This is a genomic window from Enterobacter sp. MG-EB028, assembly GCF_056673305.1.
Genome location: NZ_CP195079.1, coordinates 1,998,073 through 2,021,966, shown reverse-complemented (window position 1 = coordinate 2,021,966; position 23,894 = coordinate 1,998,073). Strand labels below are relative to the sequence as shown.

28 protein-coding genes and 1 other annotated feature are annotated in these 23,894 nt (G+C 55.6%); of the genes, 12 read left to right on the top strand and 16 right to left on the bottom strand.

Features of this window, described 5'->3' with window-relative positions:
* Positions 1-58 precede the first annotated feature (58 nt).
* Genes ACR42C_RS09620 through ACR42C_RS09600 form a run of 5 tightly spaced genes read left to right on the top strand, consistent with a single transcriptional unit; the run spans position 59 to position 4,833 of the window.
* Positions 59-766 (top strand): CoA transferase subunit A, encoded by a 708-nt coding sequence (locus ACR42C_RS09620; protein ID WP_116340487.1) that lies wholly within the window; start codon positions 59-61, stop codon positions 764-766.
* Between the two features lie 2 nt (positions 767-768).
* Entirely contained in the window at positions 769-1,425 is a 657-nt protein-coding gene (locus ACR42C_RS09615; protein ID WP_479985049.1) for a CoA transferase subunit B, read from the top strand.
* 9 nt (positions 1,426-1,434) lie between these two features.
* The gene (locus tag ACR42C_RS09610; RefSeq protein ID WP_479985048.1) at positions 1,435-2,616 is read left to right on the top strand and encodes an acetyl-CoA C-acetyltransferase; all 1,182 of its coding nucleotides are present in this window, start codon (positions 1,435-1,437) and stop codon (positions 2,614-2,616) included.
* 44 nt (positions 2,617-2,660) lie between these two features.
* Entirely contained in the window at positions 2,661-4,052 is a 1,392-nt protein-coding gene (locus ACR42C_RS09605; protein WP_116340494.1) for a GntP family permease, read from the top strand.
* 10 nt (positions 4,053-4,062) lie between these two features.
* Positions 4,063-4,833 (top strand): 3-hydroxybutyrate dehydrogenase, encoded by a 771-nt coding sequence (locus tag ACR42C_RS09600; RefSeq protein ID WP_302218790.1) that lies wholly within the window; start codon positions 4,063-4,065, stop codon positions 4,831-4,833.
* A 43-nt stretch (positions 4,834-4,876) separates the two neighbouring features.
* Here ACR42C_RS09600 and selO read toward each other — a convergent pair whose 3' ends face one another.
* The 14 genes from selO to thrS all read right to left on the bottom strand — a co-directional run bounded on the left by selO (position 4,877) and on the right by thrS (position 17,520).
* Positions 4,877-6,319: a protein adenylyltransferase SelO gene (gene selO, locus ACR42C_RS09595; protein ID WP_479985047.1), complete on the bottom strand. Its 1,443-nt coding sequence runs from the start codon at positions 6,317-6,319 to the stop codon at positions 4,877-4,879.
* Positions 6,320-6,380: 61 nt separating this feature from the next.
* Positions 6,381-7,097, bottom strand: coding sequence for an EAL domain-containing protein (locus ACR42C_RS09590; protein WP_116340500.1), 717 nt, complete (start codon positions 7,095-7,097; stop codon positions 6,381-6,383).
* 292 nt (positions 7,098-7,389) lie between these two features.
* Positions 7,390-7,854, bottom strand: coding sequence for an NlpC/P60 family protein (locus tag ACR42C_RS09585; RefSeq protein ID WP_320720431.1), 465 nt, complete (start codon positions 7,852-7,854; stop codon positions 7,390-7,392).
* A 74-nt stretch (positions 7,855-7,928) separates the two neighbouring features.
* Positions 7,929-8,684: a vitamin B12 ABC transporter ATP-binding protein BtuD gene (btuD, locus tag ACR42C_RS09580; protein ID WP_116340502.1), complete on the bottom strand. Its 756-nt coding sequence runs from the start codon at positions 8,682-8,684 to the stop codon at positions 7,929-7,931.
* Positions 8,684-9,235, bottom strand: coding sequence for a glutathione peroxidase (locus tag ACR42C_RS09575; RefSeq protein ID WP_166710835.1), 552 nt, complete (start codon positions 9,233-9,235; stop codon positions 8,684-8,686). Before ACR42C_RS09575 ends, btuD begins: the two co-directional genes overlap by 1 nt.
* Before the next feature lie 32 nt (positions 9,236-9,267).
* Positions 9,268-10,248, bottom strand: coding sequence for a vitamin B12 ABC transporter permease BtuC (btuC, locus tag ACR42C_RS09570; RefSeq protein WP_116340506.1), 981 nt, complete (start codon positions 10,246-10,248; stop codon positions 9,268-9,270).
* A 102-nt stretch (positions 10,249-10,350) separates the two neighbouring features.
* Positions 10,351-10,650, bottom strand: coding sequence for an integration host factor subunit alpha (ihfA, locus tag ACR42C_RS09565; protein ID WP_003857805.1), 300 nt, complete (start codon positions 10,648-10,650; stop codon positions 10,351-10,353).
* A 4-nt stretch (positions 10,651-10,654) separates the two neighbouring features.
* Positions 10,655-13,042 carry a phenylalanine--tRNA ligase subunit beta gene (pheT, locus tag ACR42C_RS09560; RefSeq protein ID WP_479985046.1) on the bottom strand — a complete coding sequence of 796 codons (2,388 nt, stop codon included), beginning with the start codon at positions 13,040-13,042 and terminating at the stop codon, positions 10,655-10,657.
* Positions 13,043-13,057: 15 nt separating this feature from the next.
* Complete coding sequence (pheS, locus tag ACR42C_RS09555) at positions 13,058-14,041, bottom strand: phenylalanine--tRNA ligase subunit alpha (protein ID WP_020884406.1); 984 nt, start codon at positions 14,039-14,041, stop codon at positions 13,058-13,060.
* Between the two features lie 62 nt (positions 14,042-14,103).
* Positions 14,104-14,228 (bottom strand) — a sequence feature (Phe leader region).
* Positions 14,179-14,223, bottom strand: a complete 45-nt coding sequence (gene pheM, locus ACR42C_RS09550; protein ID WP_001386830.1) for a pheST operon leader peptide PheM — start codon at positions 14,221-14,223, stop codon at positions 14,179-14,181. It overlaps the preceding feature by 45 nt.
* Before the next feature lie 115 nt (positions 14,229-14,343).
* Complete coding sequence (gene rplT, locus ACR42C_RS09545) at positions 14,344-14,700, bottom strand: 50S ribosomal protein L20 (RefSeq protein WP_000124850.1); 357 nt, start codon at positions 14,698-14,700, stop codon at positions 14,344-14,346.
* 50 nt (positions 14,701-14,750) lie between these two features.
* Complete coding sequence (gene rpmI, locus ACR42C_RS09540; RefSeq protein ID WP_003030583.1) at positions 14,751-14,948, bottom strand: 50S ribosomal protein L35; 198 nt, start codon at positions 14,946-14,948, stop codon at positions 14,751-14,753.
* A 97-nt stretch (positions 14,949-15,045) separates the two neighbouring features.
* Complete coding sequence (gene infC / locus ACR42C_RS09535) at positions 15,046-15,588, bottom strand: translation initiation factor IF-3 (RefSeq protein ID WP_023616141.1); 543 nt, start codon at positions 15,586-15,588, stop codon at positions 15,046-15,048.
* A 3-nt stretch (positions 15,589-15,591) separates the two neighbouring features.
* The gene (gene thrS, locus ACR42C_RS09530) at positions 15,592-17,520 is read right to left on the bottom strand and encodes a threonine--tRNA ligase (protein WP_028012814.1); all 1,929 of its coding nucleotides are present in this window, start codon (positions 17,518-17,520) and stop codon (positions 15,592-15,594) included.
* 294 nt (positions 17,521-17,814) lie between these two features.
* Here thrS and yncL point away from each other — a divergent pair, with 294 nt between their 5' ends.
* Together yncL and yniD are read left to right on the top strand one after the other, a co-directional pair.
* On the top strand, positions 17,815-17,934 hold the full coding sequence (yncL, locus tag ACR42C_RS09525) for a stress response membrane protein YncL (RefSeq protein WP_332908628.1): 120 nt from the start codon (positions 17,815-17,817) through the stop codon (positions 17,932-17,934).
* 97 nt (positions 17,935-18,031) lie between these two features.
* Positions 18,032-18,139, top strand: a complete 108-nt coding sequence (gene yniD, locus ACR42C_RS09520; RefSeq protein ID WP_088205299.1) for a small membrane protein YniD — start codon at positions 18,032-18,034, stop codon at positions 18,137-18,139.
* A gap of 114 nt (positions 18,140-18,253) precedes the next feature.
* On the opposite strand, the gene ACR42C_RS09515 is transcribed toward yniD, so the two are convergent.
* Positions 18,254-19,012 (bottom strand): DUF481 domain-containing protein, encoded by a 759-nt coding sequence (locus ACR42C_RS09515; RefSeq protein WP_028012813.1) that lies wholly within the window; start codon positions 19,010-19,012, stop codon positions 18,254-18,256.
* Positions 19,013-19,308: 296 nt separating this feature from the next.
* On the opposite strand from ACR42C_RS09515, the gene pfkB reads away from it, so the two are divergent.
* From pfkB to ACR42C_RS09500, 3 genes are all read left to right on the top strand, one after another.
* Entirely contained in the window at positions 19,309-20,241 is a 933-nt protein-coding gene (gene pfkB, locus ACR42C_RS09510; RefSeq protein WP_163329605.1) for a 6-phosphofructokinase II, read from the top strand.
* A gap of 102 nt (positions 20,242-20,343) precedes the next feature.
* The gene (gene ghoS / locus ACR42C_RS09505) at positions 20,344-20,634 is read left to right on the top strand and encodes a type V toxin-antitoxin system endoribonuclease antitoxin GhoS (protein ID WP_028012811.1); all 291 of its coding nucleotides are present in this window, start codon (positions 20,344-20,346) and stop codon (positions 20,632-20,634) included.
* Positions 20,635-20,739: 105 nt separating this feature from the next.
* Entirely contained in the window at positions 20,740-21,600 is an 861-nt protein-coding gene (locus ACR42C_RS09500; RefSeq protein WP_116340514.1) for a fructosamine kinase family protein, read from the top strand.
* A gap of 36 nt (positions 21,601-21,636) precedes the next feature.
* On the opposite strand, the gene ACR42C_RS09495 is transcribed toward ACR42C_RS09500, so the two are convergent.
* Complete coding sequence (locus tag ACR42C_RS09495) at positions 21,637-22,173, bottom strand: YniB family protein (RefSeq protein ID WP_049000725.1); 537 nt, start codon at positions 22,171-22,173, stop codon at positions 21,637-21,639.
* Positions 22,174-22,321: 148 nt separating this feature from the next.
* Between ACR42C_RS09495 and hxpB the strand changes: the two genes are divergently transcribed.
* Positions 22,322-22,993: a hexitol phosphatase HxpB gene (hxpB, locus tag ACR42C_RS09490; protein ID WP_166710831.1), complete on the top strand. Its 672-nt coding sequence runs from the start codon at positions 22,322-22,324 to the stop codon at positions 22,991-22,993.
* A gap of 124 nt (positions 22,994-23,117) precedes the next feature.
* Entirely contained in the window at positions 23,118-23,879 is a 762-nt protein-coding gene (gene kduD / locus ACR42C_RS09485; protein ID WP_302218791.1) for a 2-dehydro-3-deoxy-D-gluconate 5-dehydrogenase KduD, read from the top strand.
* Positions 23,880-23,894: the final 15 nt, after the last annotated feature.

The window sequence follows — 23,894 nt, the reverse complement described above, 5'->3', positions numbered from 1 at the left end:
ATTAACAAATGAGTCGCCGCCCCTAATGATACCGCCACGGTTAACGGGAGGGATGACTATGGCAGGACTGGATAAGCGCGTCGGCAGCTATGCGCAGGCGCTGGATGGGCTGACGGACGGAATGACTTTGCTGGCAGGCGGCTTCGGTCTGTGCGGCATTCCGGAGAACCTTATTGCAGAGGTCAGACGCCGTCAGGTGAAAGATCTGACCGTGGTGTCAAACAACTGCGGCGTGGACGGTTTCGGTCTCGGGATACTGCTCGAAACGCGGCAGGTACGCAAAGTGGTGGCCTCTTACGTCGGCGAGAACGCACTGTTCGAGCGGCAGGTGCTGAGCGGCGAGCTGGAGATTGAACTCACGCCGCAGGGCACGCTGGCGGAAAAGGTGCGCGCGGGCGGCGCGGGCATTCCGGCATTTTACACGGCTACCGGCTACGGCACGCCCGTGGCTGTCGGTAAAGACGTGCGCCAGTTTGCGGGGAAGCACTACATCCTTGAAGAGGCTATTACCGGTGATTTCGCGCTCATTAAGGGCTGGAAAGCAGACTGGTACGGCAACGTTATCTATCGCCATACCGCGCAAAACTTTAATCCGCTGATGGCAACGGCAGGCCGGATCACGGTGGTGGAGGTGGAAGAGATTGTTCCGCCGGGTGAGCTGCCCCCCTCGGCCATTCACACCCCGGGAATTTACGTCGACAGGCTGATTGTCGGCCAGTTTGAAAAACGCATTGAACAGCGCACGCTGCGCGCGGAAGGAGTGTGACGATGTTAACCCGTGAACAGATGGCCATGCGCGTCGCCCGCGACCTGCGCGACGGTTACTACGTCAACCTGGGGATCGGCATCCCTACCCTGGTGGCGAACTACATTCCGGACGGGATGGATGTGATGCTCCAGTCGGAAAACGGGCTGCTGGGGATGGGCGCGTTTCCTGATGAGCAGAGCCTTGACGCCGACATGATCAACGCCGGTAAACAGACCGTGACCGCGCGGACCGGCGCGGCCATTTTCGACTCGGCCCAGTCGTTTGCCATGATCCGCGGCGGCCATGTCGACCTGACCGTGCTGGGCGCGTTTGAAGTGGACGTGGAGGGCAACATCGCCTCGTGGATGATCCCCGGAAAGATGGTGAAGGGCATGGGCGGCGCGATGGATCTTGTCGCCGGGGCACAGAACATCATCGTGGTGATGACCCACGCCTCAAAAAGCGGTGAGTCAAAGCTGCTGCCGCGCTGCACGCTGCCGCTCACGGGCGCGGGCTGCATCCGTCGGGTCCTGACCGATCTCGCGCTGCTGGAAATCGAGGACGGCGCGTTCATTCTGCGGGAATACGCCCCGGGCATCAGTATTGACGAGATCGTGCGTAAAACGGCAGGGAAAATCATTGTGGCGGATGACGTGCGCGAGATGCGCTTCAACTGAGGGGTCAGCATGAAAAAGGTCATGATTGTCGGGGCAACGCGAACCCCCATAGGCAGTTTTCGCGGATCGCTCTCGTCCCTTTCTGCGGTTGAGCTTGGGGCCGTCACGGTACGGCACCTGCTTGAGAACAGCGGTCTCAGCACAGAGCACATAGACGAACTGATTTTCGGACAGGTGCTGACGGCCGGATGCGGGCAAAACCCCGCCCGCCAGACGGCCATCAGCGCCGGATTGCCTGTCAGCACGCCGGCGACCACCGTCAACCTGGTGTGCGGCGCGGGCTTAAAAGCGGTGCAGCTCGCCGCCCAGGCGATCCGCTGCGGCGACGCGGAGGTGGCTATCGCCGGCGGTCAGGAGAGCATGAGCAACGCGCCGTATCTGCTGGACGGCGCACGTGCCGGGCTGCGTTTCGGGCATGCGGGCCTTAAGGACAGCATGATTACCGATGGCCTGTGGGACGCCTTCAACGATTACCACATGGGGCTCACCGCTGAAAACGTCGCCCGTGAGTATGACATTTCCCGCGAGGACCAGGACGCCTTCGCCGCCCGGTCGCAACAAAAAGCGGCCTCCGCCATCGAAGCGGGTCGCTTTGACGACGAGATAGCGCCGGTGACGGTGAAACAGGGTAAAAAACCGCCGCTTATCGTCAGCCGTGACGAACAGCCCCGGCCATGCACCACCGCTGAGAAGCTGGCCCAGCTGCGCCCCGCATTTTTACACGAGGAAGGCACCGTCACGGCGGGGAATGCCTCCACGCTCAACGACGGTGCTGCCGCGGTGCTGCTGATGAGCGAGGAAAAGGCGCGGGAGAGCGGATTGCCTGTTTTTGGCCGCATCGTAAGTTACGCCGTGACGGGCGTTGATCCGTCGGTAATGGGTATCGGCCCGGTCAGCGCCTGCCGGACGGCACTGGCGCGGGCGGGCTGGACGCTCGACGAGGTGGACCTCATTGAAGCTAACGAAGCCTTTGCCGCCCAGGCGCTGGCGGTGGGCAAGCAGCTCGGCTGGGATGAACGCAGGGTGAACGTTAACGGCGGCGCTATCGCCCTGGGCCATCCGATTGGCGCCTCCGGCTGCCGCATTCTTGTGACGCTGCTGTACGAAATGCAGCGCCGTGACGTCAAAAAAGGGCTTGTCACCCTGTGCGTAGGCGGCGGGCAAGGCATCGCCCTGACCGTCGAGCGTTAAGCCTCTCGTTGGTACCCGAATAATAATTAAAGTGAGGAGTCGTAATGAGCGTGTTAATTGCCCTGGCGGCGCTGGCGCTGCTGATGCTGGCGGCCTATCGCGGATACAGCGTTATTTTGTTTGCGCCGATTGCGGCGCTCGGTGCCGTGCTGCTGACCGATCCGGGAGCCGTCGGCCCGACGTTTACCGGCCTGTTTATGGAAAAGATGGTCGGCTTTGTTAAGCTCTACTTCCCGGTGTTCCTGCTGGGGGCCGTTTTTGGCAAGCTGATTGAGCTTTCCGGTTTCTCACGCTCCATCGTCGCCGCCGCGATCCAGATCCTCGGGCGTCGACACGCCATCCCGGTGATTGTCCTGGTGTGTGCGCTGTTAACCTACGGCGGCGTTTCACTGTTCGTGGTGGCGTTTGCGGTGTACCCGTTTGCCGCCGAGCTGTTTCGCCAGAGCGGCATCCCTAAGCGGCTGATCCCGGCAACCGTCGCGCTGGGGGCGTTCTCATTTACCATGGACGCCCTGCCCGGCACGCCGCAGATCCAGAATATCATCCCCACCAGCTTCTTTGGTACGAACGCCTGGGCGGCGCCGTGGCTGGGGCTTATCGGCTCACTGTTTATTATCGTCTTTGGCCTGCTCTGGCTGGAGCGCCAGCGTCGTAAGGCGCTGAATAACAATGAAGGTTACGGCACGGATCTGAAAAATGAGCCCGAAACGCCGGATAACATTAACCTCCCGCATCCGCTGATTGCTATCTCCCCGCTGCTGCTGGTGGGCATACTGAACCTGCTGTTTACCCGCTGGATCCCCGGCTGGTACGGCACGACCCACGAGCTTACTCTGCCAGGTCTGGCGAAACCGATTGTCACCGAGGTGGGCAAGATCACCGCCATCTGGGCCGTGGAAGCGGCGCTGATCTCCGGTATCGTGCTGGTGCTGATTTTTGGCTTTCGCAATATCCGGGGGCGTCTGGCTGAAGGCAGTCGGACCGCGGTGAGCGGTGCCATTCTGGCGGCGATGAATACCGCCTCCGAATACGGTTTCGGCGCGGTTATCGCCGCCCTGCCCGGGTTCCTGGTGTTATCCAAAGCGCTGGCGACTATCCCGAATCCGCTGTTGAATGAAGCCATCAGCGTGACCGTTCTCGCGGGGATCACCGGCTCGGCGTCCGGCGGAATGAGCATCGCCCTTGCGGCGATGGCCGATACCTTTGTTGCTGCCGCCCATGCGGCCAATATTCCGCTTGAGGTGCTGCACCGCGTGGCCTCGATGGCGAGCGGCGGGATGGATACGCTGCCCCATAACGGCGCGGTGATTACCCTGCTGGCTATCACCGGCCTGAGCCATCGCCAGGCCTACGGCGGCATTTTCGCAATCACCATCATTAAAAGTCTGGCAGTGCTTTTTGTCATTGCCGTGTTCTATCTGACCGGCATTGTGTAAGGAGAGAAAAATGAATCTGAACGGTAAAACCGCCCTGGTGACCGGCTCGACCAGCGGCATTGGACTTGGGATCGCCCGCGTACTGGCGAAGGCGGGCGCGCAGCTGATCCTCAACGGTTTTGGCGACAGCGCATCGGCACGGGAAGAAATTGCGCAACTGGGTAAAAAGCCTGGCTATCACGATGCGGACCTGCGTGACGCGCTGCAGATTGAGGCCATGATGCGCTACACCGAATCGCAGTTTGGCGGGGTGGATATTCTTGTGAACAACGCCGGGATCCAGCACGTGGCCCCGGTTGACGCCTTTCCGGTGGAGAAGTGGAACGACATTATCGCCATAAACCTCTCTGCAGTGTTTCACACCAGCCGGCTGGCGCTGCCGGCCATGCGCGAGAAAAACTGGGGGCGCATTATCAATATTGCCTCCGTTCACGGGCTGGTCGCGTCGAAAGAGAAATCGGCCTACGTTGCGGCCAAGCATGGCGTAGTGGGCTTTACCAAATCGCTGGCGCTGGAAACCGCCCGCACGGGTATTACCGCCAATACCATCTGCCCCGGCTGGGTACTGACGCCGCTGGTACAACAGCAAATTGATAAGCGCATCGCGGATGGCGTGCCGCCGGAGCAGGCTCGCGAACAGCTCCTTGCAGAGAAACAGCCTTCAGGGGAGTTTGTTACCCCGGAGCAGTTGGGTGAACTGGCGCTGTTTTTGTGCAGCGAGGGCGCCGTGAACGTTCGCGGCGCCGCGTGGAATATGGATGGCGGCTGGGTTGCTCAGTGATGAACAGGCCGGGTAAGGCGACCCCGCCGCCCGGCCAAAATCCTTAACTTGAGCAGCTGACTTCCAGCCGCTTGCCCCAGTCGGGCGGGCGGCTGACGTAATCATCATCCCGGTCGGCAAACGGCGTGCGCAACGCCAGATGCAGACGGTGTAGCTCGTCATACTCGCCCTGCTCTGCCTGCTCAATCGCCCGCTGCGCCAGCCAGTTGCGCAATACCATTGCCGGATTCGCTGCGTTCATCTGTACCTGAAGTGTAACATCGTCTACCTGCTCCTGCTGCAGCCGCGTGCGGTACTGTGTAAACCAGTCGTCAAACGCCTGCCGGTCAATAAACTCGTCGCGCAGCGGCGAGGCGGCGCTGTGCTGCTCCGTCTGGCCCAGCATGCGGAAGGTGCGGGTGTAATCGCTCCCTTCACGCGCCATCAGGGCAAACAGTCCGTTAAGGATGTCGTTATCACCCTTCTCCTGGGTCATCAGCCCCAGCTTGTTACGCATCAGCGTGCCGTATTCCCGCAGCAAAAGGTCCTGATAGCTGTCGAGCGCATCGTTCAGGGCATCGACGTCGATAAACGGCGATAAGGTTTGTGCAAGCCGCTGGAGGTTCCACAGCCCAACCGCGGGCTGATTGTCAAAGCTGTAACGCCCCTGATAGTCGGAATGGTTGCAGATATACCCCGGCTGATAATCATCAAGGAAACCAAACGGACCGTAATCAAAGGTCAGGCCGAGGATCGACATGTTGTCCGTGTTCATGACCCCGTGAGCAAAGCCTACCGTTTGCCAGCGCGCAATCATCATGGCGGTACGGGCAACCACGTCCCGGAACCAGAGAACGTATTTATCCGCCTCATCCTGCAGATGCGCCCAGTGGTGGCGAATGGCGAAGTCCGCGAGCTGGCGAACCTTGTCCGGCTCGCGGCGATAGTAAAAGTGCTCAAAATGACCAAAGCGCAGATGGCTTTGCGCAATGCGCATCAGCATCGCCCCCTTTTCCACCGTTTCGCGCGTCACCGGCGTGTCGCTGGTGACGATCGACAGCGCGCGGGTAGTGGGAATACCCAGCGCGTGCATCGCTTCGGATGCCAGGCTTTCGCGTATTGTAGACCGCAATACAGCCCGCCCGTCGCCCATTCGTGAATATGGGGTAAGACCTGCGCCTTTGAGATGCCAGTCAACCGTCTCTCCGTTGGGAAGGCGTTGTTCGCCGAGCAGGATCCCCCTGCCGTCGCCCAGCTGCCCCGCCCAGACACCAAACTGGTGTCCGCTATAGACCTGAGCCAGAGGCTGCATACCGGGGAGAAGCGTATCTCCTCCCCAGACGCCAGCGCTGTCTGAACACTGAAACATATCAGGCGGAATGGCCAGCTCATCGGCCAGCCGATCGTTATGCCAGATAAGACGTGAATTATGTAACGGTGTTGGTTTGAGTGCGGTGTAAAAGCCAGGCAACTCGTCATGCCAGTGAGCGGTAAAAGACAGGGTCATAAGTCCTCCTGCTTTTAGTGTAGAGGGTTTACCCGGACTTAAACACGGGCGAAAGGCAGGGTTATCGCTGCTGAACGAGCGTTGTGACGTGCTCCGGCGAGACGGCTGGCCAGAGCGCGCCCTGCATGGCACCAAAATTAAAGGACAGGACGCGCTGCAGCAGAGCGTGGTCGTCAATGCCGGAGACGATCACCGACTGGCAGTGCGGCGTTATTTGCCAGAGGATCGCGCGCATAAAAGGCTCGAAAGAAAGCTCCGAAGCACGCTGCTGGATGAATCCTTTATCAAGAATAACCCGTTTAAATAATCCATCATAGACGGCCTTGAGCGATGCAGCACCGGCACCAAAGTTTGCCAGGACCAGCGGAAAATGGATCGCCATTCTTGCCAGCTGCAGATCGTCCTTTCCGTTATTTAAACCTGGATAGTTCTCATTAACAGTAAACTCAAGAAACGGATAACGCTCAAGAATTGAAACAGCATTCCCATTACTTAATAAAAACTCAACAATTGCTGGTGTAATATTGATCCATGCAATTAACTGATGCTGAATAAAAAACAGTTTACAGGTATCAAGCAATTGCAGTTTTTCGTTAAACAGCGCTAACTCTTCTGCCGCTGAAAGCCGGGGGATAACGAGCTCGGTAGGGATCCTCACATCGGTGCCGACGCCAGTAAAGTTAACCAGTATTTCTAAACCTTTTAGCTCGCCTGCACTATTACGGGCAGGCAGAAGCATCAGTTCAGACTGGTAAGCATTATCTAGCGTAATAATCATTGCACTCGCCCCGCATTAAAGATGAGAGAGGACATCCTGGAGCAATTGCTGACACAATTCCACTGTCTTGATTTTAATAAGTTTAATTTCATTAGTTCCGTATTAATTTTCAGATTTATCCCTGAATCTAAAATAATCTTATCCTGGTTACAGAGTAATAGCCAGTTTTAGATAAAACAGACACATAAGGATGTTGCTAATTTAGGTAAATTTAACTTTAATCAGCTTATTTGAGAAAAAACGGCATGGTTTAATAGTTACCATGCCGACATAAAAAACGTGTCCGGGCAGACTAAATACGTCGCGCCTGCCAGAAATTTTTACGCCAGTACACGTTATCGAGAGAAGAGCGCATCACGCCGCGGCTGGTAGATGCATGAATAAACTGGTTGTCTGTATCATATATGCCAACATGCAAACCGCTTTCTCCCGAGCCGGTTTTGAAAAAGACCAGGTCCCCGGGCAGGAGATCGTCTTTATCAATTTCTGTTCCTATTTCCGCCTGTTTGCGCGTGTCTCGCGGAAGCTGTAGATCAAACTTGTCACGAAACGTCATCAGGACAAAGCCTGAGCAGTCCACTCCGCCGCGGCTCATGCCGCCGTAGCGATAAGGCGTACCGCGCCAGTTGCTCAGCTGATCGTTAAGGCTGGCAATGACGGTGATAGAATCTGATAGCCGCGGGTTAGGCGGCGGTGCACGATGGCTGCTGCATCCCGCAAGAAATAGTGCCGCCATGAGGAGAAACCAGAATCGCATTTTCAGACGAATCCTCTGCTTTTATTGTTCTTTCGGTAATTTAGCGTGCAATTGTGTTCACAGGCAAGAAACGGTTACTCCTGCCCGGTAGAAATCAGCATCTTATGTCCCTCTATATCCAGCCTGCGGAACGACATGCTGTAGGCGCGGGCGAGATTTGGCGGCGTAAGGACCCGGTCCCGCGTGCCGCTGGCAATCATTCTGCCGCGCGACAGGAGCCATACCCGATGGGCGTGACGCAGCGTATGGTTAAGATCGTGGCTGCTCATCACTACGGCGATACCTTTCCTGCTCAGAGCGCTTAACAGGCTATCCAGCGCCGCCTGCTGGGCGACATCCAGACCGCTCATCGGTTCATCCAGCAGCAGCAGCCTCCCGTGAGGATTGCCCGCGGGATGGATCTGCAGAATGACCGCCGCCAGACGCACCCGCTGCCATTCACCACCGGAAAGCTGGCTGGCATGCCGGGACAGTTTATCTTCCAACCCTAACGCCGCAGCCACTTCCTCCAGCAGTGCCGTATGCTGTTTGTCGTGCAGATGCAGCATCAGATAATGCCAGACCGGCATCGCAAAAGGCGGTACCTGCTGCTGCACCAGGTAGCTGCGCCGGTGGGCCAGCGAGGCGGGTGACCAGTCGGCCAGGGCATGTTCCAGCAGCGTAATCTGCCCAGGCCCGGTAGTCAGCCCCGCCATCCGCGCCAGCAGCGTACTTTTACCCGCGCCGTTTGGCCCGACGAGATGCAGGATTTCGCCCGAATCGATGCCGCAGGTTATCGGCTCCAGACGCCCCTTCTCGGCGACGTCCGTGAGCTGCATCAGGAGTGGCATTATTTCGCCAGCGCCAGCTTGATAGATTCCATGACGATCGGATCCTCAGGCGTCATATCCGGCGAAAAACGCTGAACGACCTGGCCGTCACGACCAATCAGGAATTTTTCGAAGTTCCACAGAATGTCGTCCGGATAGAGCGGCGCGCGGCCTTTGCTGGCCATACGCTCGTAAAAACCGCTTTCTTCCGGCGCAACGGCCTTCGGCGCGGCAGCAATCAGCTTCGCATACAGCGGATGGCGGTTTTCACCGTTGACGTCAATTTTGCTGAACATCGGGAACGTCACGCCATAGGTAGTGCTGCAGAAGGTTTTGATCTCTTCTTCGCTGCCCGGCTCCTGGCCCAGGAACTGGTTGCACGGGAAGCCCAGCACGGTAAAACCGTCTTTCTCCCAGGCCTTCTGAATATTCTCCAGCTGCTCGTACTGCGGCGTCAGGCCGCATTTCGATGCCACGTTGACGATGAGCAACACCTTGCCTTTGTAGCCTTCCAGCGTGGTGTTATCCCCATCAATGGTGGTCACTTCGGTATTCAGGATATCTGACTGCATAGCATTCCCTCAGGTTGTCTTACGGGTAGTTTTTAACGTCCGGCTTTTAATAGTAGCCAGATAAAGACTGGCGCGCCCAGCGTAGCGGTCACCACGCCAATCGGCAGCTCTGCGGCCGTCAGGGCAAGCCGGGCGATGATATCGGCCACCAGCAGCGTGGCGGCCCCGGCAACCGCCGAGGCCGGAAGCAAGGTTCGATGATCCGTGAAACCGCACAGACGCAGCATGTGCGGAATGACCAGCCCGATAAAGCCAATCGCCCCCGCCAGGGCCACGCTCACGCCCACCAGCCAGCCAATGGCAATGACCAGTACGTTACGCCAGAAACCAATCGGCATGCCGAGCTGGCGAGCAGAGATTTCCCCCAGCGCGAGCCGGTTCAACGGCTGGGCCTGCAGAGCAGCCCACGCGATGACAGGCACCAGCAGCGCCATTAGCCAGCCCTGCTGCCAGTCAACGCCGCCAAAGCCGCCCATCATCCAGTACATCAGCTGACGCAGGTCAAAGGACGTCGAGAAGTAGACCGCCCAGGTCATCAGCGCGCTACAGATGATCCCCAGCGCGACACCGGCAAGCAGCAGCCGGCTGGTCGACAGGTGCCGTCTGGCGAAGCGAAGAAGAATGACGGTGATCAGCAGTGCGCCGAGAATGGCGCTCAGGCTAATACTCCAGCCGGACAGCTCTCCCCCGCCCAACATTACCGCCGCAATCAGCCCGACGCCTGCACCATTCGACACGCCGAGCAGGCCGGGCTCCGCCAGCGGGTTTTCGAACAGCGCCTGCATTATGGTGCCAGACAGCGCCAGCGCGGCGCCGACCAGGATCACCGCGACGGTGCGCGGCAGACGAATCTGCCAGACGAAGAGCTGCCCGTCAGGCCCCATCCAGCTTTCAGGCCCGATCCAGCTGTCGCCTGCGCAGAGGCTGATACCCGCGGCGAGAATAAGCAGCAGCACCAGCAGAAGCAGGCGACGCCGATCGGAACGGTGCTGACGATGAGCATAATCAAGCATGTGTACGGTTTGTTAGCGAGTGATGTAATTGATTTTACGGCGGCTTTGCCGAAGAGCGCAAAGAAAAAAGGCCGCGTGGGCGGCCTTTTTGGTTAGTTCATATTACTCTGCTTTAGGCGTTGCGTTTTCGACGCGGCTCTTTAACTTCTGGCCGGGTCTGAAGGTCACCACGCGGCGGGCTGTAATGGGAATATCTTCCCCCGTCTTCGGGTTACGGCCCGGACGTTGGTTTTTGTCTCGCAAATCAAAATTGCCAAAACCGGAGAGTTTTACCTGCTCACCATTTTCCAGAGCACGACGGATCTCTTCGAAAAACAGCTCTACCAGCTCTTTGGCATCCCGTTTGCTAAGCCCAAGCTTATCAAACAGATATTCTGACATTTCAGCTTTTGTAAGCGCCATAGGTTCAATCCCTCAATGATGCCTGGAATCGCTCTTTTAATGCCTCTACACATTTGGCGACGGTAGCGGCAATCTCCTCTTCTTCGAGTGTACGGCTGGTATCCTGAAGGATAAGGCTAATAGCGAGGCTCTTGAAACCTTCTGCTACGCCCTTGCCGCGGTACACGTCAAATAAGTTTACGCCAACTACCTGATTTACGCCAACTTTCTTACATTCGGCCAAAATATCTGCTGCGGGCACGTTTTCAGCGACCACAACCGCGATATCACGGCGGTTCGCCGGGAAGCGAGAGACGTCCTGCGCCTGAGGAATAACGCGGTCTGCAACCGGGTTCCACTCCAGCTCGAACACGATGGTACGGCCGTTCAGGTCCAGCTTACGCTCCAGCTCAGGATGAACAACCCCAATGAAACCAACGCGTTTGCCCTCTAAATAAATCGCCGCGCTCTGGCCCGGATGGAGCGCAGGAATCGCTTCCGCGCGGAATTCAATTTCAGATAATTTACCGGTCAGATCCAGAATCGCTTCCAGATCACCCTTCATATCGTAGAAATCAACCGTGCCTTTTGCCAGGTCCCAGTGCTCTTCGTAGCGGTTACCGCTGATGGCGCCAGCCAGCATGAGATCCTGACGGATGCCTAAATTTGCCTGATTATCCGGCACAAAGCGTAAACCGCTTTCGAAAATGCGCACGCGGTTCTGCTGGCGGTTCTGGTTGTAAACGATAGTCCCCAGCAGGCCCGTCCACAGGGACAGACGCATCGCGGACATTTCGCTGGAGATTGGGCTTGGCAGGATCAGCGCTTCCTGACCTGGGTGGATCAGCTGCTGCAGCTTAGGATCAACGAAGCTGTAGGTGATCACTTCCTGGTAGCCTTTGTCATTCAGCATGGTTTTCACACGCTTCAGGGACAGGTCAGCTTCACGGTGGGTCCCCATTACCAGACCCGCCTGGACAGGCTCGTCAGGGATGTTGTTGTAGCCGTAAACGCGGGCCACTTCTTCGACCAGATCTTCTTCAATTTCCATGTCGAAACGCCATGATGGCGCAACGGCTTTCCACTCGTCCTGGCCTTCGGTCACTTCACAGCCCAGACGCTTCAGGATGTCGGTCACCTGCGCATCGGCAACGTGATGGCCAATCAGGCGATCCAGCTTGCTGCGGCGCAGGGTGATGGTCGCACGCTTAGGCAGCGTCGCTTCGTTGGTGACGTCAATAACCGGCCCCGCTTCACCGCCGCAGATGTCGATCAGCAGGCGGGTCGCACGTTCCATCGCTTTGTACTGCAGCGCCGGATCAACGCCGCGCTCGTAGCGGTGAGAGGCATCGGTGTGCAGGCCGTGACGGCGTGCGCGACCGGTGATGGAGAGCGGGCTGAAGAACGCGCATTCCAGCAGGACATTTTGCGTCTCATCGTTCACGCCAGAATGCTCGCCCCCGAAGATACCGCCCATTGCCAGCGCTTTGCTGTGGTCAGCAATCACCAGGGTGTCGGCATTCAGTTTGGCTTCAGTGCCGTCCAGCAGCACCAGGGTTTCGCCCTCTTTCGCCATGCGCACAACGATGCCGCCTTCAATGCGATCTTTATCGAACGCGTGCATCGGCTGGCCCAGCTCCAGCAGAACGTAGTTAGTGACGTCAACCACGGCGTCGATTGAACGGATACCGCAGCGGCGCAGCTTCTCTTTCATCCACAGCGGGGTTGGCGCTTTAACGTTGATGCCTTTCACCACGCGGCCGAGGTAGCGCGGGCATGCGTCAGCAGCGTCAACCTGAATCGGCAGCACGTCACTGATGGTCGCTTCAACCGGCGCAATGTCCGGCGCGTTGAGTTCGGTCTGGTTCAGTACGGCCACGTCGCGCGCCACGCCGATAATGCCTAAGCAGTCGGCACGGTTTGGCGTGACGCTGATTTCGATAGTGTTGTCATCAAGCTTCAGGTATTCGCGGATATCGGTGCCAACTGGTGCATCCAGCGGCAGCTCAATGATGCCGTTGTGATCGTCGGAAATACCCAGCTCGGAGAAAGAGCACAGCATGCCTTCAGACGGCTCGCCGCGCAGCTTGGCGGCTTCGATTTTGAAATCACCCGGCAGCACGGCACCGACGGTCGCCACGGCCACCTTCAGGCCCTGACGGCAGTTTGGCGCACCGCAGACGATATCCAGCAGACGGTCACCGCCCACGTTCACTTTTGTCACGCGCAGTTTGTCAGCGTTAGGGTGCTGGCCGCACTCTACCACTTCGCCGACGACCACACCGTTGAAGGCACCGGAAACCGGCTCAACGCCGTCAACTTCCAGGCCCGCCATGGTGATCTGGTTGGAAAGCGCTTCGCTGTCCAGCGTGGTGTTCACCCACTCGCGTAACCACAGTTCACTGAATTTCATTGTTCTGTCCTGCCCTTATTTAAACTGTTTGAGGAAACGCAGATCGTTTTCGAAGAATGCACGTAGGTCGGTGACGCCGTAGCGCAGCATGGTCAGACGCTCCATGCCCATACCGAACGCAAAGCCGGAGTAAACTTCCGGATCGATACCCACGTTGCGCAGCACGTTTGGATGCACCATGCCGCAGCCCAGCACTTCCAGCCATTTGCCGTTTTTGCCCATCACGTCAACTTCCGCAGACGGCTCAGTGAACGGGAAGTAGGAAGGACGGAAACGAACCTGCAGATCTTCCTCAAAGAAGTTGTTCAGGAAATCGTGCAGCGTGCCCTTCAGGTTGGTGAAGCTGATATTTTTATCAACAATCAGGCCTTCCATCTGGTGGAACATTGGGGTGTGGGTCTGATCGTAGTCGTTACGATAGACGCGACCCGGCGCGATGATGCGGATTGGCGGTTCCTGCTCCTTCATGGTACGGATCTGAACGCCTGAGGTCTGGGTACGCAGCAGACGCGTAGCGTCAAACCAGAAAGTGTCGTGGTCAGCGCGTGCCGGATGATGGCCTGGAATGTTCAGGGCGTCGAAGTTGTGGTAATCATCTTCGATTTCCGGGCCAGTCGCCACGGTAAAGCCGAGCTCACCGAAGAAACTTTCAATGCGATCGATGGTGCGGGTGACCGGATGCAGACCGCCGTTTTCGATACGACGGCCCGGCAGAGAAACGTCAATGGTTTCTGCCGCCAGACGCGCGTTCAGCACCGCGCTTTCCAGCTCGGCCTTGCGTGCGTTCAGCGCCTGCTGGACCTGCTCTTTGGCTTCGTTAATCACCGCACCCGCTGCCGGGCGTTCTTCAGGCGGCAGTTCACGCAGGGTTGTCATTTGAAGGGTCAGGTGCCCTTTCTTCCCAAGATATTCGACGCGGACATTGTCTAACGCGGCAACATCTGAGGCCTGATTAATGGCGGCTGTTGCACTGGCAACCAGCTCTGCGAGATGTGACATGATTTTCCTCATTATGTCGGTGCAGACACCGATTTGGTGGAGTTATTCTCTCAAATTCAGGCACAAAAAAAGCCTCCATCGGGAGGCTTATCTGGCGCTGTTTTTCGTTTCATCTTTCACGCGCTAGCCTCCTGAGATCAGGTGCTAAAGTAAAAGAAGAAGCGGAAAATAGCAGCATTCATGCTTGCGTTACCTTGTGTGGTAAACCGTTAAGACCTTATTGAAAAGCCTGGACGGATAAATGTCAATCTTCTGATGGTGTTAAATGAAAAGAGGGAGCAAAGCCCCCTCTCTCAACTGGCTTATGCCAGTGCTGCTTTCGCTTTTTCGACCAGAGCGGTGAACGCTACTTTGTCGAATACTGCGATGTCAGCCAGGATCTTACGGTCGATTTCAACAGAGGCTTTTTTCAGGCCGTTGATGAATTTGCTGTAAGAAATACCGTTCTGACGTGCTGCTGCGTTGATACGCGCAATCCACAGTTGACGGAACTGACGCTTACGCTGACGACGGTCACGGTAAGCGTACTGACCTGCTTTGATAACAGCCTGGAAGGCAACGCGGTATACGCGTGAACGCGCACCGTAGTAGCCTTTAGCTTGTTTCAAAATTTTCTTGTGACGTGCACGTGCAATTACACCACGTTTTACGCGAGCCATATGTGCTCTCCTGTATCTATATTCTTAGTAAAAAATTAAACGTTAACGGCTTATGCGTACGGCAGGCACGCGATAACCAGACCCAGATCGCCTTTAGAAACAAGGCCTTTTGGACGCAGGTGACGTTTACGCTTAGTAGATTTTTTGGTCAGAATATGACGCAGGTTTGCGTGCTTACGCTTAAATCCACCACCACCGGTTTTTTTGAAGCGCTTAGCAGCACCGCGTACGGTCTTAATTTTTGGCATCTTAATAACTTCCACTTCGCATTGTTAAATAAACGAAACATAGGCGAACAAAACCTATGAAACCCGAAGGCTCCACAGATTTTGCTGCTTGAAGGCCTTACTGTTTCTTCTTAGGAGCGAGCACCATGATCATCTGGCGGCCTTCGATCTTCGTAGGGAAGGATTCGACTACTGCCAGTTCACTCAGATCGTCACGGACGCGGTTAAGCACTTCCATACCAATCTGTTGGTGGGCCATCTCACGACCGCGGAAACGCAGCGTGATCTTGGCCTTATCGCCATCTTCCAGAAAGCGAATCAGGCTGCGGAGTTTTACCTGATAATCGCCATCGTCGGTACCAGGACGGAATTTGATTTCCTTAACCTGGATAACTTTTTGCTTCTTCTTCTGTTCCTTAGAAGACTTACTCTTTTCATAAAGGAACTTGCCGTAGTCCATGATACGACAAACTGGCGGTTCGGCGTTAGGGCTGATTTCAACTAAATCTACTCCAGCTTCTTCAGCCTTTTCGATCGCTTCTCTCAGACTCACAATCCCCAGCTGCTCGCCTTCCAGACCTGTTAAGCGAACTTCCTGGGCGCGAATCTCGCCATTGATACGATTCGGACGTGCCGTTTGAACTCGTTTTCCGCCTTTAATACCTTATTCCTCCAGTTGTTGAAGACTGCGGCTGCGAATCTCTTGTTGCAGCTTCTCAATCACTTCACTTACGTCCAGGCTGCCCAGGTCTTTACCACGGCGGGTGCGAACGGCAACTTTGCCTGCTTCCACCTCTTTATCACCACAGACCAACATATACGGGACACGACGTAAAGTGTGCTCGCGGATTTTAAAGCCAATCTTCTCATTTCTCAAGTCTGCTTTTACGCGAATGCCCGCATTTTGTAGTTTCTGCGTCAATTCTTTAACGTAATCTGCCTGAGAATCGGTAATGTTCATCACTACGACCTGCACTGGCGCAAGCCAGGTTGGGAAGAAGCCCGCGAACTCTTCGGTCAAGATGCCAATGAAGCGCTCCAGAGAACCGAGAATGGCACGGTGAATCATGACCGGCACCTGACGCTCGTTGTCCTCGCCAACATAAGAGGCGCTTAAACGCTGCGGCAGGGAGAAGTCCAGCTGTACCGTTCCGCACTGCCATGCGCGATCGAGGCAGTCATACAGGGTAAATTCAATTTTCGGACCGTAGAACGCGCCCTCGCCCAGCTGGTATTCAAACGGAATACCGTTCTCTTCCAGCGCTACGGCGAGATCCGCTTCTGCGCGATCCCAGGTCTCATCGCTACCGATACGTTTTTCCGGACGCGTTGAGAGTTTGACCACGATCTTCTCGAAGCCAAAGGTGCTGTACATATCGTAGACCATACGAATACAGGCGTTAACTTCATCACGGACCTGATCTTCAGTACAGAAGATATGCGCATCATCCTGAGTAAAGCCACGAACGCGCATCAGACCGTGCAGCGCGCCTGATGGCTCGTTACGGTGGCAGCTACCGAACTCCGCCATACGCAGCGGCAGGTCGCGGTAGGATTTCAGACCCTGGTTGAAGATCTGTACGTGGCCAGGGCAGTTCATTGGCTTGATGCAGTATTCACGGTTCTCAGACGAGGTGGTGAACATCGCATCTTTGTAGTTGTCCCAGTGGCCGGTTTTTTCCCACAGCACACGGTCCATCATGAACGGGCCTTTCACTTCCTGATACTGATACTCTTTCAGCTTGGAGCGTACGAACGTTTCCAGTTCACGGAAGATAGTCCAGCCATCGTTATGCCAGAACACCATGCCCGGCGCTTCTTCCTGCATATGGTACAGGTCGAGCTGCTTACCGATTTTACGGTGGTCACGCTTCGCGGCCTCTTCCAGGCGCTGCAGGTACGCGTTCAGGGCTTTCTTATCAGCCCACGCGGTACCATAGATACGCTGCAACATCTTGTTGTTGCTGTCGCCACGCCAGTAGGCGCCGGCGATCTTCATCAGCTTGAAATGATGACAGAAGCGCATGTTCGGCACGTGCGGTCCACGGCACATGTCGACGTATTCTTCGTGATGGTACAAGCCAGGCTTGTCATCATGAGCGATGTTTTCATCAAGAATAGAGACTTTGTAGCTCTCGCCACGCTTGACGAAGGTTTCACGCGCTTCGTGCCAGCTGACTTTCTTCTTGATGACGTCATAGTTGGTTTCGGCGAGCTCGTGCATACGTTTTTCGAGCGCGTCGATATCTTCCTGGGTCAGGGTGTGGTCAAGATCAACGTCATAGTAGAAGCCGTTGTCGATAACCGGACCGATCGCCATTTTGGTGTTTGGCCACAGCTGCTTGATAGCATGACCCAACAGGTGCGCGCAGGAGTGACGAATGATCTCAAGACCTTCTTCGTCTTTCGCGGTGATGATTGCAAGCGTCGCATCGTTTTCAATCAGATCGGACGCATCAACCAGCTCACCGTTCACACGGCCGGCGATGGTCGCTTTCGCGAGGCCAGGACCGATGTCCAGGGCAACATCCATAGGGCTAACAGCGTGGTCGAAATGGCGTTGGCTGCCATCAGGAAGAGTAATTACAGGCATTTTATATCCTTATTTGCAGTGATGCCCCACACATAAGAGCATATACAAAGAAAATAATCGTGATTTGACAATAGATTACGACACCATCTGACCAACAATCGTCAAATTGGTTCGTCATCATGCACCTGCCGAATTCAGATTAATGCGGATTTACGGCAAGCGACGTAATGTTAACACTATCAGCAAGGAGATTGCACCCTCTGCAGCCAGATTGATAGGCTGGCATTTCGCGCGAATTTGCAGGCTGCATCTCTCCGGCGCTCGCATTTCAGACATGCTGGGCTACTCTTGAACATGCCTTTAAATCAACAGGTGCATACCATGAATGTATCCAGTAGAACGGTTGTGATTTTGAACGTCCTTTCCGCAACAGGTTTATTGCTGATTCTCGCCGAACGATTCCACTGGTTCTGAGCCGAACCCTCGTTGGCATAACCCGATCGCTCCCGGGAAGGCGCATCTTTTAGCCCCGTTTGATAGACTATGCGTATCAACGAACAAGGATTAGGTTATGCCAACAAAACGATTTGCCGTAAAACACTGGAAAATGGTGCTGGTGCTGGTTGCCATCTGCGGCGCAATGCTGTTATTTCGGTGGGCGGCAATGATTTGGGGCTAAATACAACTTTAGCTGTCCAAATAAAATAAATGCCGTTGCGCGTGAAGAGAATTTATTGGCGCGGGTTAACCATAATAATGAAAACGGGCCGACACCATCATCGGCCCGCTATGATTACATTTTATAGCCCAGCGAAATCGTGGTTCTGCGATCGGTATGATCCGGTGCCGTTTCTGGCGGCGAAGAGTTCCAGGTCACGTTGTAGGCCAATTTCAAACCAAAGTGTTCATTGATAGCCACGTTCAAAGCACTTTCGGAGTTCAGCGTCGTATCCTCGGCACCAAACACAGAAACACCCTGCGTAAATTTGGTGTTGTCGGTCATCTGCCAGGCATACGTGCCAGAAGCATAACCCAGCGGCTGGGTTTCATTTTCGCCATTGGTGTACTCGTCATAGCGGACACCAGGACCGAATTCGAAACGGAGGCTGTGTACCGGTCCATTCAGGAACTGACGACCATAACCGGCGGTGAACACATCGCGCTGGCGATAGCCGTTGAAGCGGTCGGTTAACCAACTAGCCTGACCAAAGATGTAGTCATAGTCGGTCATGTTGTAACGGCTACGTCCACCTACCGCGTATTTCTCGGATGAGCGTTCATCGTTAGCGGACGTGTTGCTGGCATTTCCCCACAGCGACCATGCAGTGGTATTGCCGTACCAGGTCAGGGTGCTGTCCGCCGTCAGAGAAGAGCTTTTCGTATTACCCGATTGCGCGAGATACCCGGCGTTAAGGTTACCTTCAAACGGTTTTTTGGCAGTGGAGGGATCGTCCATGACAGTAAAAACGGTGTCATCGGCGGCTGCATTCAGTGATGCAAAAACGCCACCCGCCAGCATCAGTGCTGCGGGTACTGTCTTCAAAAGCTTCATTTTATTTAAGGAGTCCGTACAACAAAAAAAGAGACCACCACGGTCTCGGAAACTTTCTTGAGGATCAATGACAAGGCGTCCAGAGAAAGGTAACAAATTATAAAAAGGCGCAAATAACATAGCAATATTTTCTTATTTCATTTTTTGAATAAGAACGATCTCAAAACGCGTTTTATTTTATATATCCCTCATCGCATTTATGTCAGCATTCATTTTTAAAATCATACTGTTATTTACATTGCCTTCCTGTCGATCGGTGCCAGGCTTAAAAGAACCCATGCTAAAAGGAGGTTATGATGGCTTCAATTTATACGCTGACGCTCTCCCCTTCCCTCGACTCCGCGACCATAACGCCGCAAATTTACCCGGAAGGTAAACTACGCTGTAGCGCACCCGTATTTGAGCCGGGCGGCGGCGGGATTAACGTGGCGCGCGCGATTACTCACCTCGGCGGTAAAGCAACGGCCATATTCCCGGCCGGTGGCGCCACGGGGGAGCATCTTGTTACCTTGCTGGCCGATGAACAGGTTGCCGTGGATACCGTCGACGCCAAAGACTGGACCCGGCAGAACCTGCATGTCCACGTTGAGTCCAGCGGTGAACAGTATCGCTTCGTTATGCCGGGCGCCAGGCTGAGCGATGATGAGTTTCGTCAACTGGAAGAGAAGGTGTTGACTATTGAAAGCGGCTCGCTGCTGGTCATCAGCGGTAGCCTGCCGCCGGGCGTCAGAACAGAAAAGCTGACCGCGCTGGTTGAGGCCGTACTTCAGCGCGGCATCCGCTGCATTGTCGACAGCTCAGGCGAAGCCCTGCAGGCAGCATTGGAACCCGGACAGCTTGAGCTCGTTAAGCCTAACCAGAAAGAGCTCAGTGCGCTTGTTAATCGCGAACTTAGCCAGCCGGATGACGTGCGTACTGCCGCAGAAGAGCTAGTTCGCAGCGGCAAAGCGCACCGCGTTGTCGTCTCTCTCGGTCCTCAGGGTGCGCTGGCCGTCGACAAGACGGGATTTGTGCAGGTTGTGCCGCCCCCAATGAAGAGCCAGAGCACCGTCGGCGCAGGTGACAGTATGGTGGGCGCGATGGCGCTGAAGCTGGCACAGGGCGCGTCACTTCTGGAGATGACCCGTTATGGTGTCGCAGCGGGGAGTGCCGCCACCATCAATCAGGGAACGCGCCTGTGTTCGCTTGCCGATACGCAGAAAATCGTCGATTACCTGTCACGAAGCTGACCGCTATTCCCCTTCCTGACGGAGGGGGATACACGTCGAAGTCGCCAAATATAGCGTATCGACTATGCTAAAAAAACTTTCAGGATAACAACGAGGTGAATTATGAGCAGTGGTGATATCACCCGCTACGTCGTGACCATCAGCCTTCATGAAGCATCGCTGACCGAGCTTAATGAGCTCAACAACGCCTTTACACGGGCGAACTTCCTGCTCACGCTGACGGATGACGAAGGTCATATTCATGATTTAGGCACCCTGGCGTTTGGCCTGATCGCTGCCCTGAGTGAAGAAGAGGTGCATGCGCTGGCCGCCAGTCTGGTGGAAAGTGTGACCGACAAGCCTGCCGACATTACCGTGGAAACGTGGGAGCGCTGGCAGAAAAAAGAACAATAAGTGCCCTGCATGAAATTAAACCGCTCAGGTGTGCGTTAGTTCGTATTTTTTTACCGCAATTATGCGCTAACTTTATGATCTGGCAGACAACATGGGAGAGTCAACATGTGGCAGGCTATCAGTCATCTTTTACATGAGCAATTGGGTGAAGGTGAAATTGAACTGCGTAACGAGCTGCCGGGCGGTGAAATTCACGCCGCGTGGCATTTACGCTACGCAGGACGCGATCTGTTCGTTAAATGCGACGAGCGAGAGCTGCTCCCGATCTTTACCGCTGAAGCCGATCAGCTTGAACTGTTGTCCCGCAGTAAAACGGTGACGGTACCTGAGGTACTGGCCGTGGGTAGCGACCGGGACTACAGCTTTCTGGTGATGGACTATCTCCCTGCCCGTCCGTTGGATGCCCATAATGCCTTTATTCTCGGACAACAGTTAGCGCGTCTGCACCAGTGGAGCGACCAGCCCCAGTTTGGCCTCGACTTTGACAACGACCTTTCCACCACGCCGCAGCCCAATGCCTGGCAGCGCCGCTGGGCAACATTCTTTGCCGAGCAGCGCATCGGATGGCAGCTTGAGCTGGCCGCTGAAAAAGGGCTGGAATTTGGCAACATTGATGCCATCGTCGAGCATGTGCAACAGCGCCTGGCCTCCCACCAGCCTCAGGCTTCTCTGCTGCACGGCGATCTATGGTCCGATAACTGCGCGCTGGGCCCCAACGGCCCGTATATCTTTGACCCGGCCTGCTACTGGGGTGACAGAGAGTGCGATCTGGCCATGTTGCCCCTGCATCCCGAACAGCCGCCGCAAATATACGATGGCTATCAGTCTGTCTCCCCCCTGCCGCCGGACTTCCTTGAGCGCCAGCCCGTGTACCAGCTCTATACGCTGATGAACCGAGCCATTCTTTTTGGCGGGCAACATCTGGTCAACGCCCAGCGTGCGCTTGAACGCGTGCTTGCGGTATAAAGACAAAACGGGTGGCCTTGCCGCCACCCTTATCTGTTACAGAAAACCGAGCAGTGAGAAGAAGAAGTATCCCGCCACGATGATAATAACCGGTAGGATATAGAGCGGGAAAATTTGCAGGAAAATGGTGTGACGAGGCACCACAATGCGGGATTCAATCTGCTCCCGGCTCATTCCTTCAGGGCCTTTCGCCTTCTCGAGGATAAGCTGATCTTCCACCCCTTCGCGTAAAAAACGGGTCTGGCGGCTCATTCGTGCACCTGATGCCTGTAGCGCCATCGCAATAAAAATCAGCGCATAGATAATCCAGAAACCAATATTCAGCTGCTGGTGAAAGTCCGGCGTTGGCGAGTTGAACCAGAAGACGTTCAGGAACGGGGTGTTAAACCGCACCATCTCAATCATGACATGTGCAAAATCAAGCATTACCGCATTAATGCCCGGCTGTTTTTCGCTGTGATCGTACATAAACTTCAGCACGGAGATCAGCGTAGAAATGACGGCGGGTATAAAAATCACCCAGCCTGCAATACGTTTTAAGACAGCAATGCGTCCAGCTTGTTGATACGTCATCAGTTCCTCTTCATAAAGACGCGTTATGTGTGCCTAAGTCTACCTGCTGGACATCAATTTCGCCCGCTCTTTGAAAGCAATATGCTAAATTGCAGACTGTGCTTAGCACTTATCGTCTGTCGAACACCCTGGATAAGGAGACGTTGTGATGTCGACACCGCGCCAGATACTTGCCGCTATTTTTGACATGGATGGATTACTGATTGATTCCGAGCCGTTGTGGGATCGCGCCGAGCTGGACGTGATGGCCAGCCTGGGCGTTGATATCAGCCGCCGTAATGAACTTCCCGACACGCTGGGCCTGCGCATTGATATGGTCGTTGACCTTTGGTACGCCCAACAGCCGTGGGTTGGGCCCGATCGCGACGAAGTCACCGCGCGCATTATCAGCCGCGCCATCGCGCTGGTGGAGGAGACCAAGCCGCTCTTGCCCGGCGTACGTGACGCTGTCGCGCTGTGCAAGTCTCAGGGGCTGAAGGTTGGCCTGGCTTCCGCTTCACCGCTGCATATGCTGGAAAAAGTGCTGATCATGTTTGAGCTGCGCGACAGTTTTGACGCCCTGGCGTCTGCGGAAAAATTGCCCTACAGCAAGCCGCATCCGCAGGTCTATATGGACTGCGCCGCGAAGCTGGGTCTTGATCCGCTTACCTGCGTCGCGCTGGAAGATTCCGTTAACGGCATGGTGGCCTCCAAAGCCGCGCGTATGCGCTCCATTGTGGTACCTGCTGAAGAAAACCGCCACGACCCCCGGTTTGCTCTTGCCGACGTAAAGCTCAATTCGCTGGCTGAACTGACGGTGCAACACCTGCGCGGCGAGTAACGCCCCCCTTCAGGCAGCATCATGCTGCCTGAAAAACAAAACACTGTTTCATTTTATTTGCTTTTCTCATTCCTGCCTCCTATCTTTAACGTCAGAACGACGATAACCAGCTTCTGAGGCGCGTATGATACTGGACACCTTTACTCTTTCAGGCAAAGTGGCCCTTATCACCGGGTGCGATACCGGGCTGGGACAAGGCATGGCCATTGCGCTGGCGCAGGCAGGCTGCGATATCGTTGGGGTAAATCGCAAAGATCCAGAGAAAACGGCCAGCTCCGTCACCGCCCTGGGAAGACGTTTTTTAGCTATTCGGGCCGATCTGAGCCAGCAGGAAAGCCTTCAGCACGTCGTGGATACCGCCGTGGCGGAGATGGGGCGGGTCGATATTCTGGTGAACAATGCCGGGACGATTCGCCGGGAGGACGCTCTGGCGTTCAGTGAAAAGGACTGGGATGAGGTGATGAATCTGAATCTCAAATCGCTCTTTTTCCTCTCGCAGGCGGTCGCTAAACAGTTTATCGCCCAGGGCCAGGGCGGCAAAATTATCAATATCGCCTCTATGCTCTCGTTCCAGGGCGGCATTCGCGTACCGTCGTATACCGCCTCGAAAAGCGGCGTACTGGGGATAACGCGCCTGCTGGCGAATGAGTGGGCGGTACATGGCATCAACGTGAATGCCATCGCGCCGGGCTACATGGCGACGAACAACACGCAGCAGCTGCGCGCGGACGAACAACGCAATGCCGAGATCCTTGCGCGCATTCCGGCGGGTCGCTGGGGAACACCGGACGACCTTCAGGGACCGGTCGTCTTTTTGGCCTCTTCCGCCTCGGATTACGTAAATGGCCACACCTTAGCCGTCGACGGCGGCTGGCTGGCGCGCTGACGCGCGTTTGTGACA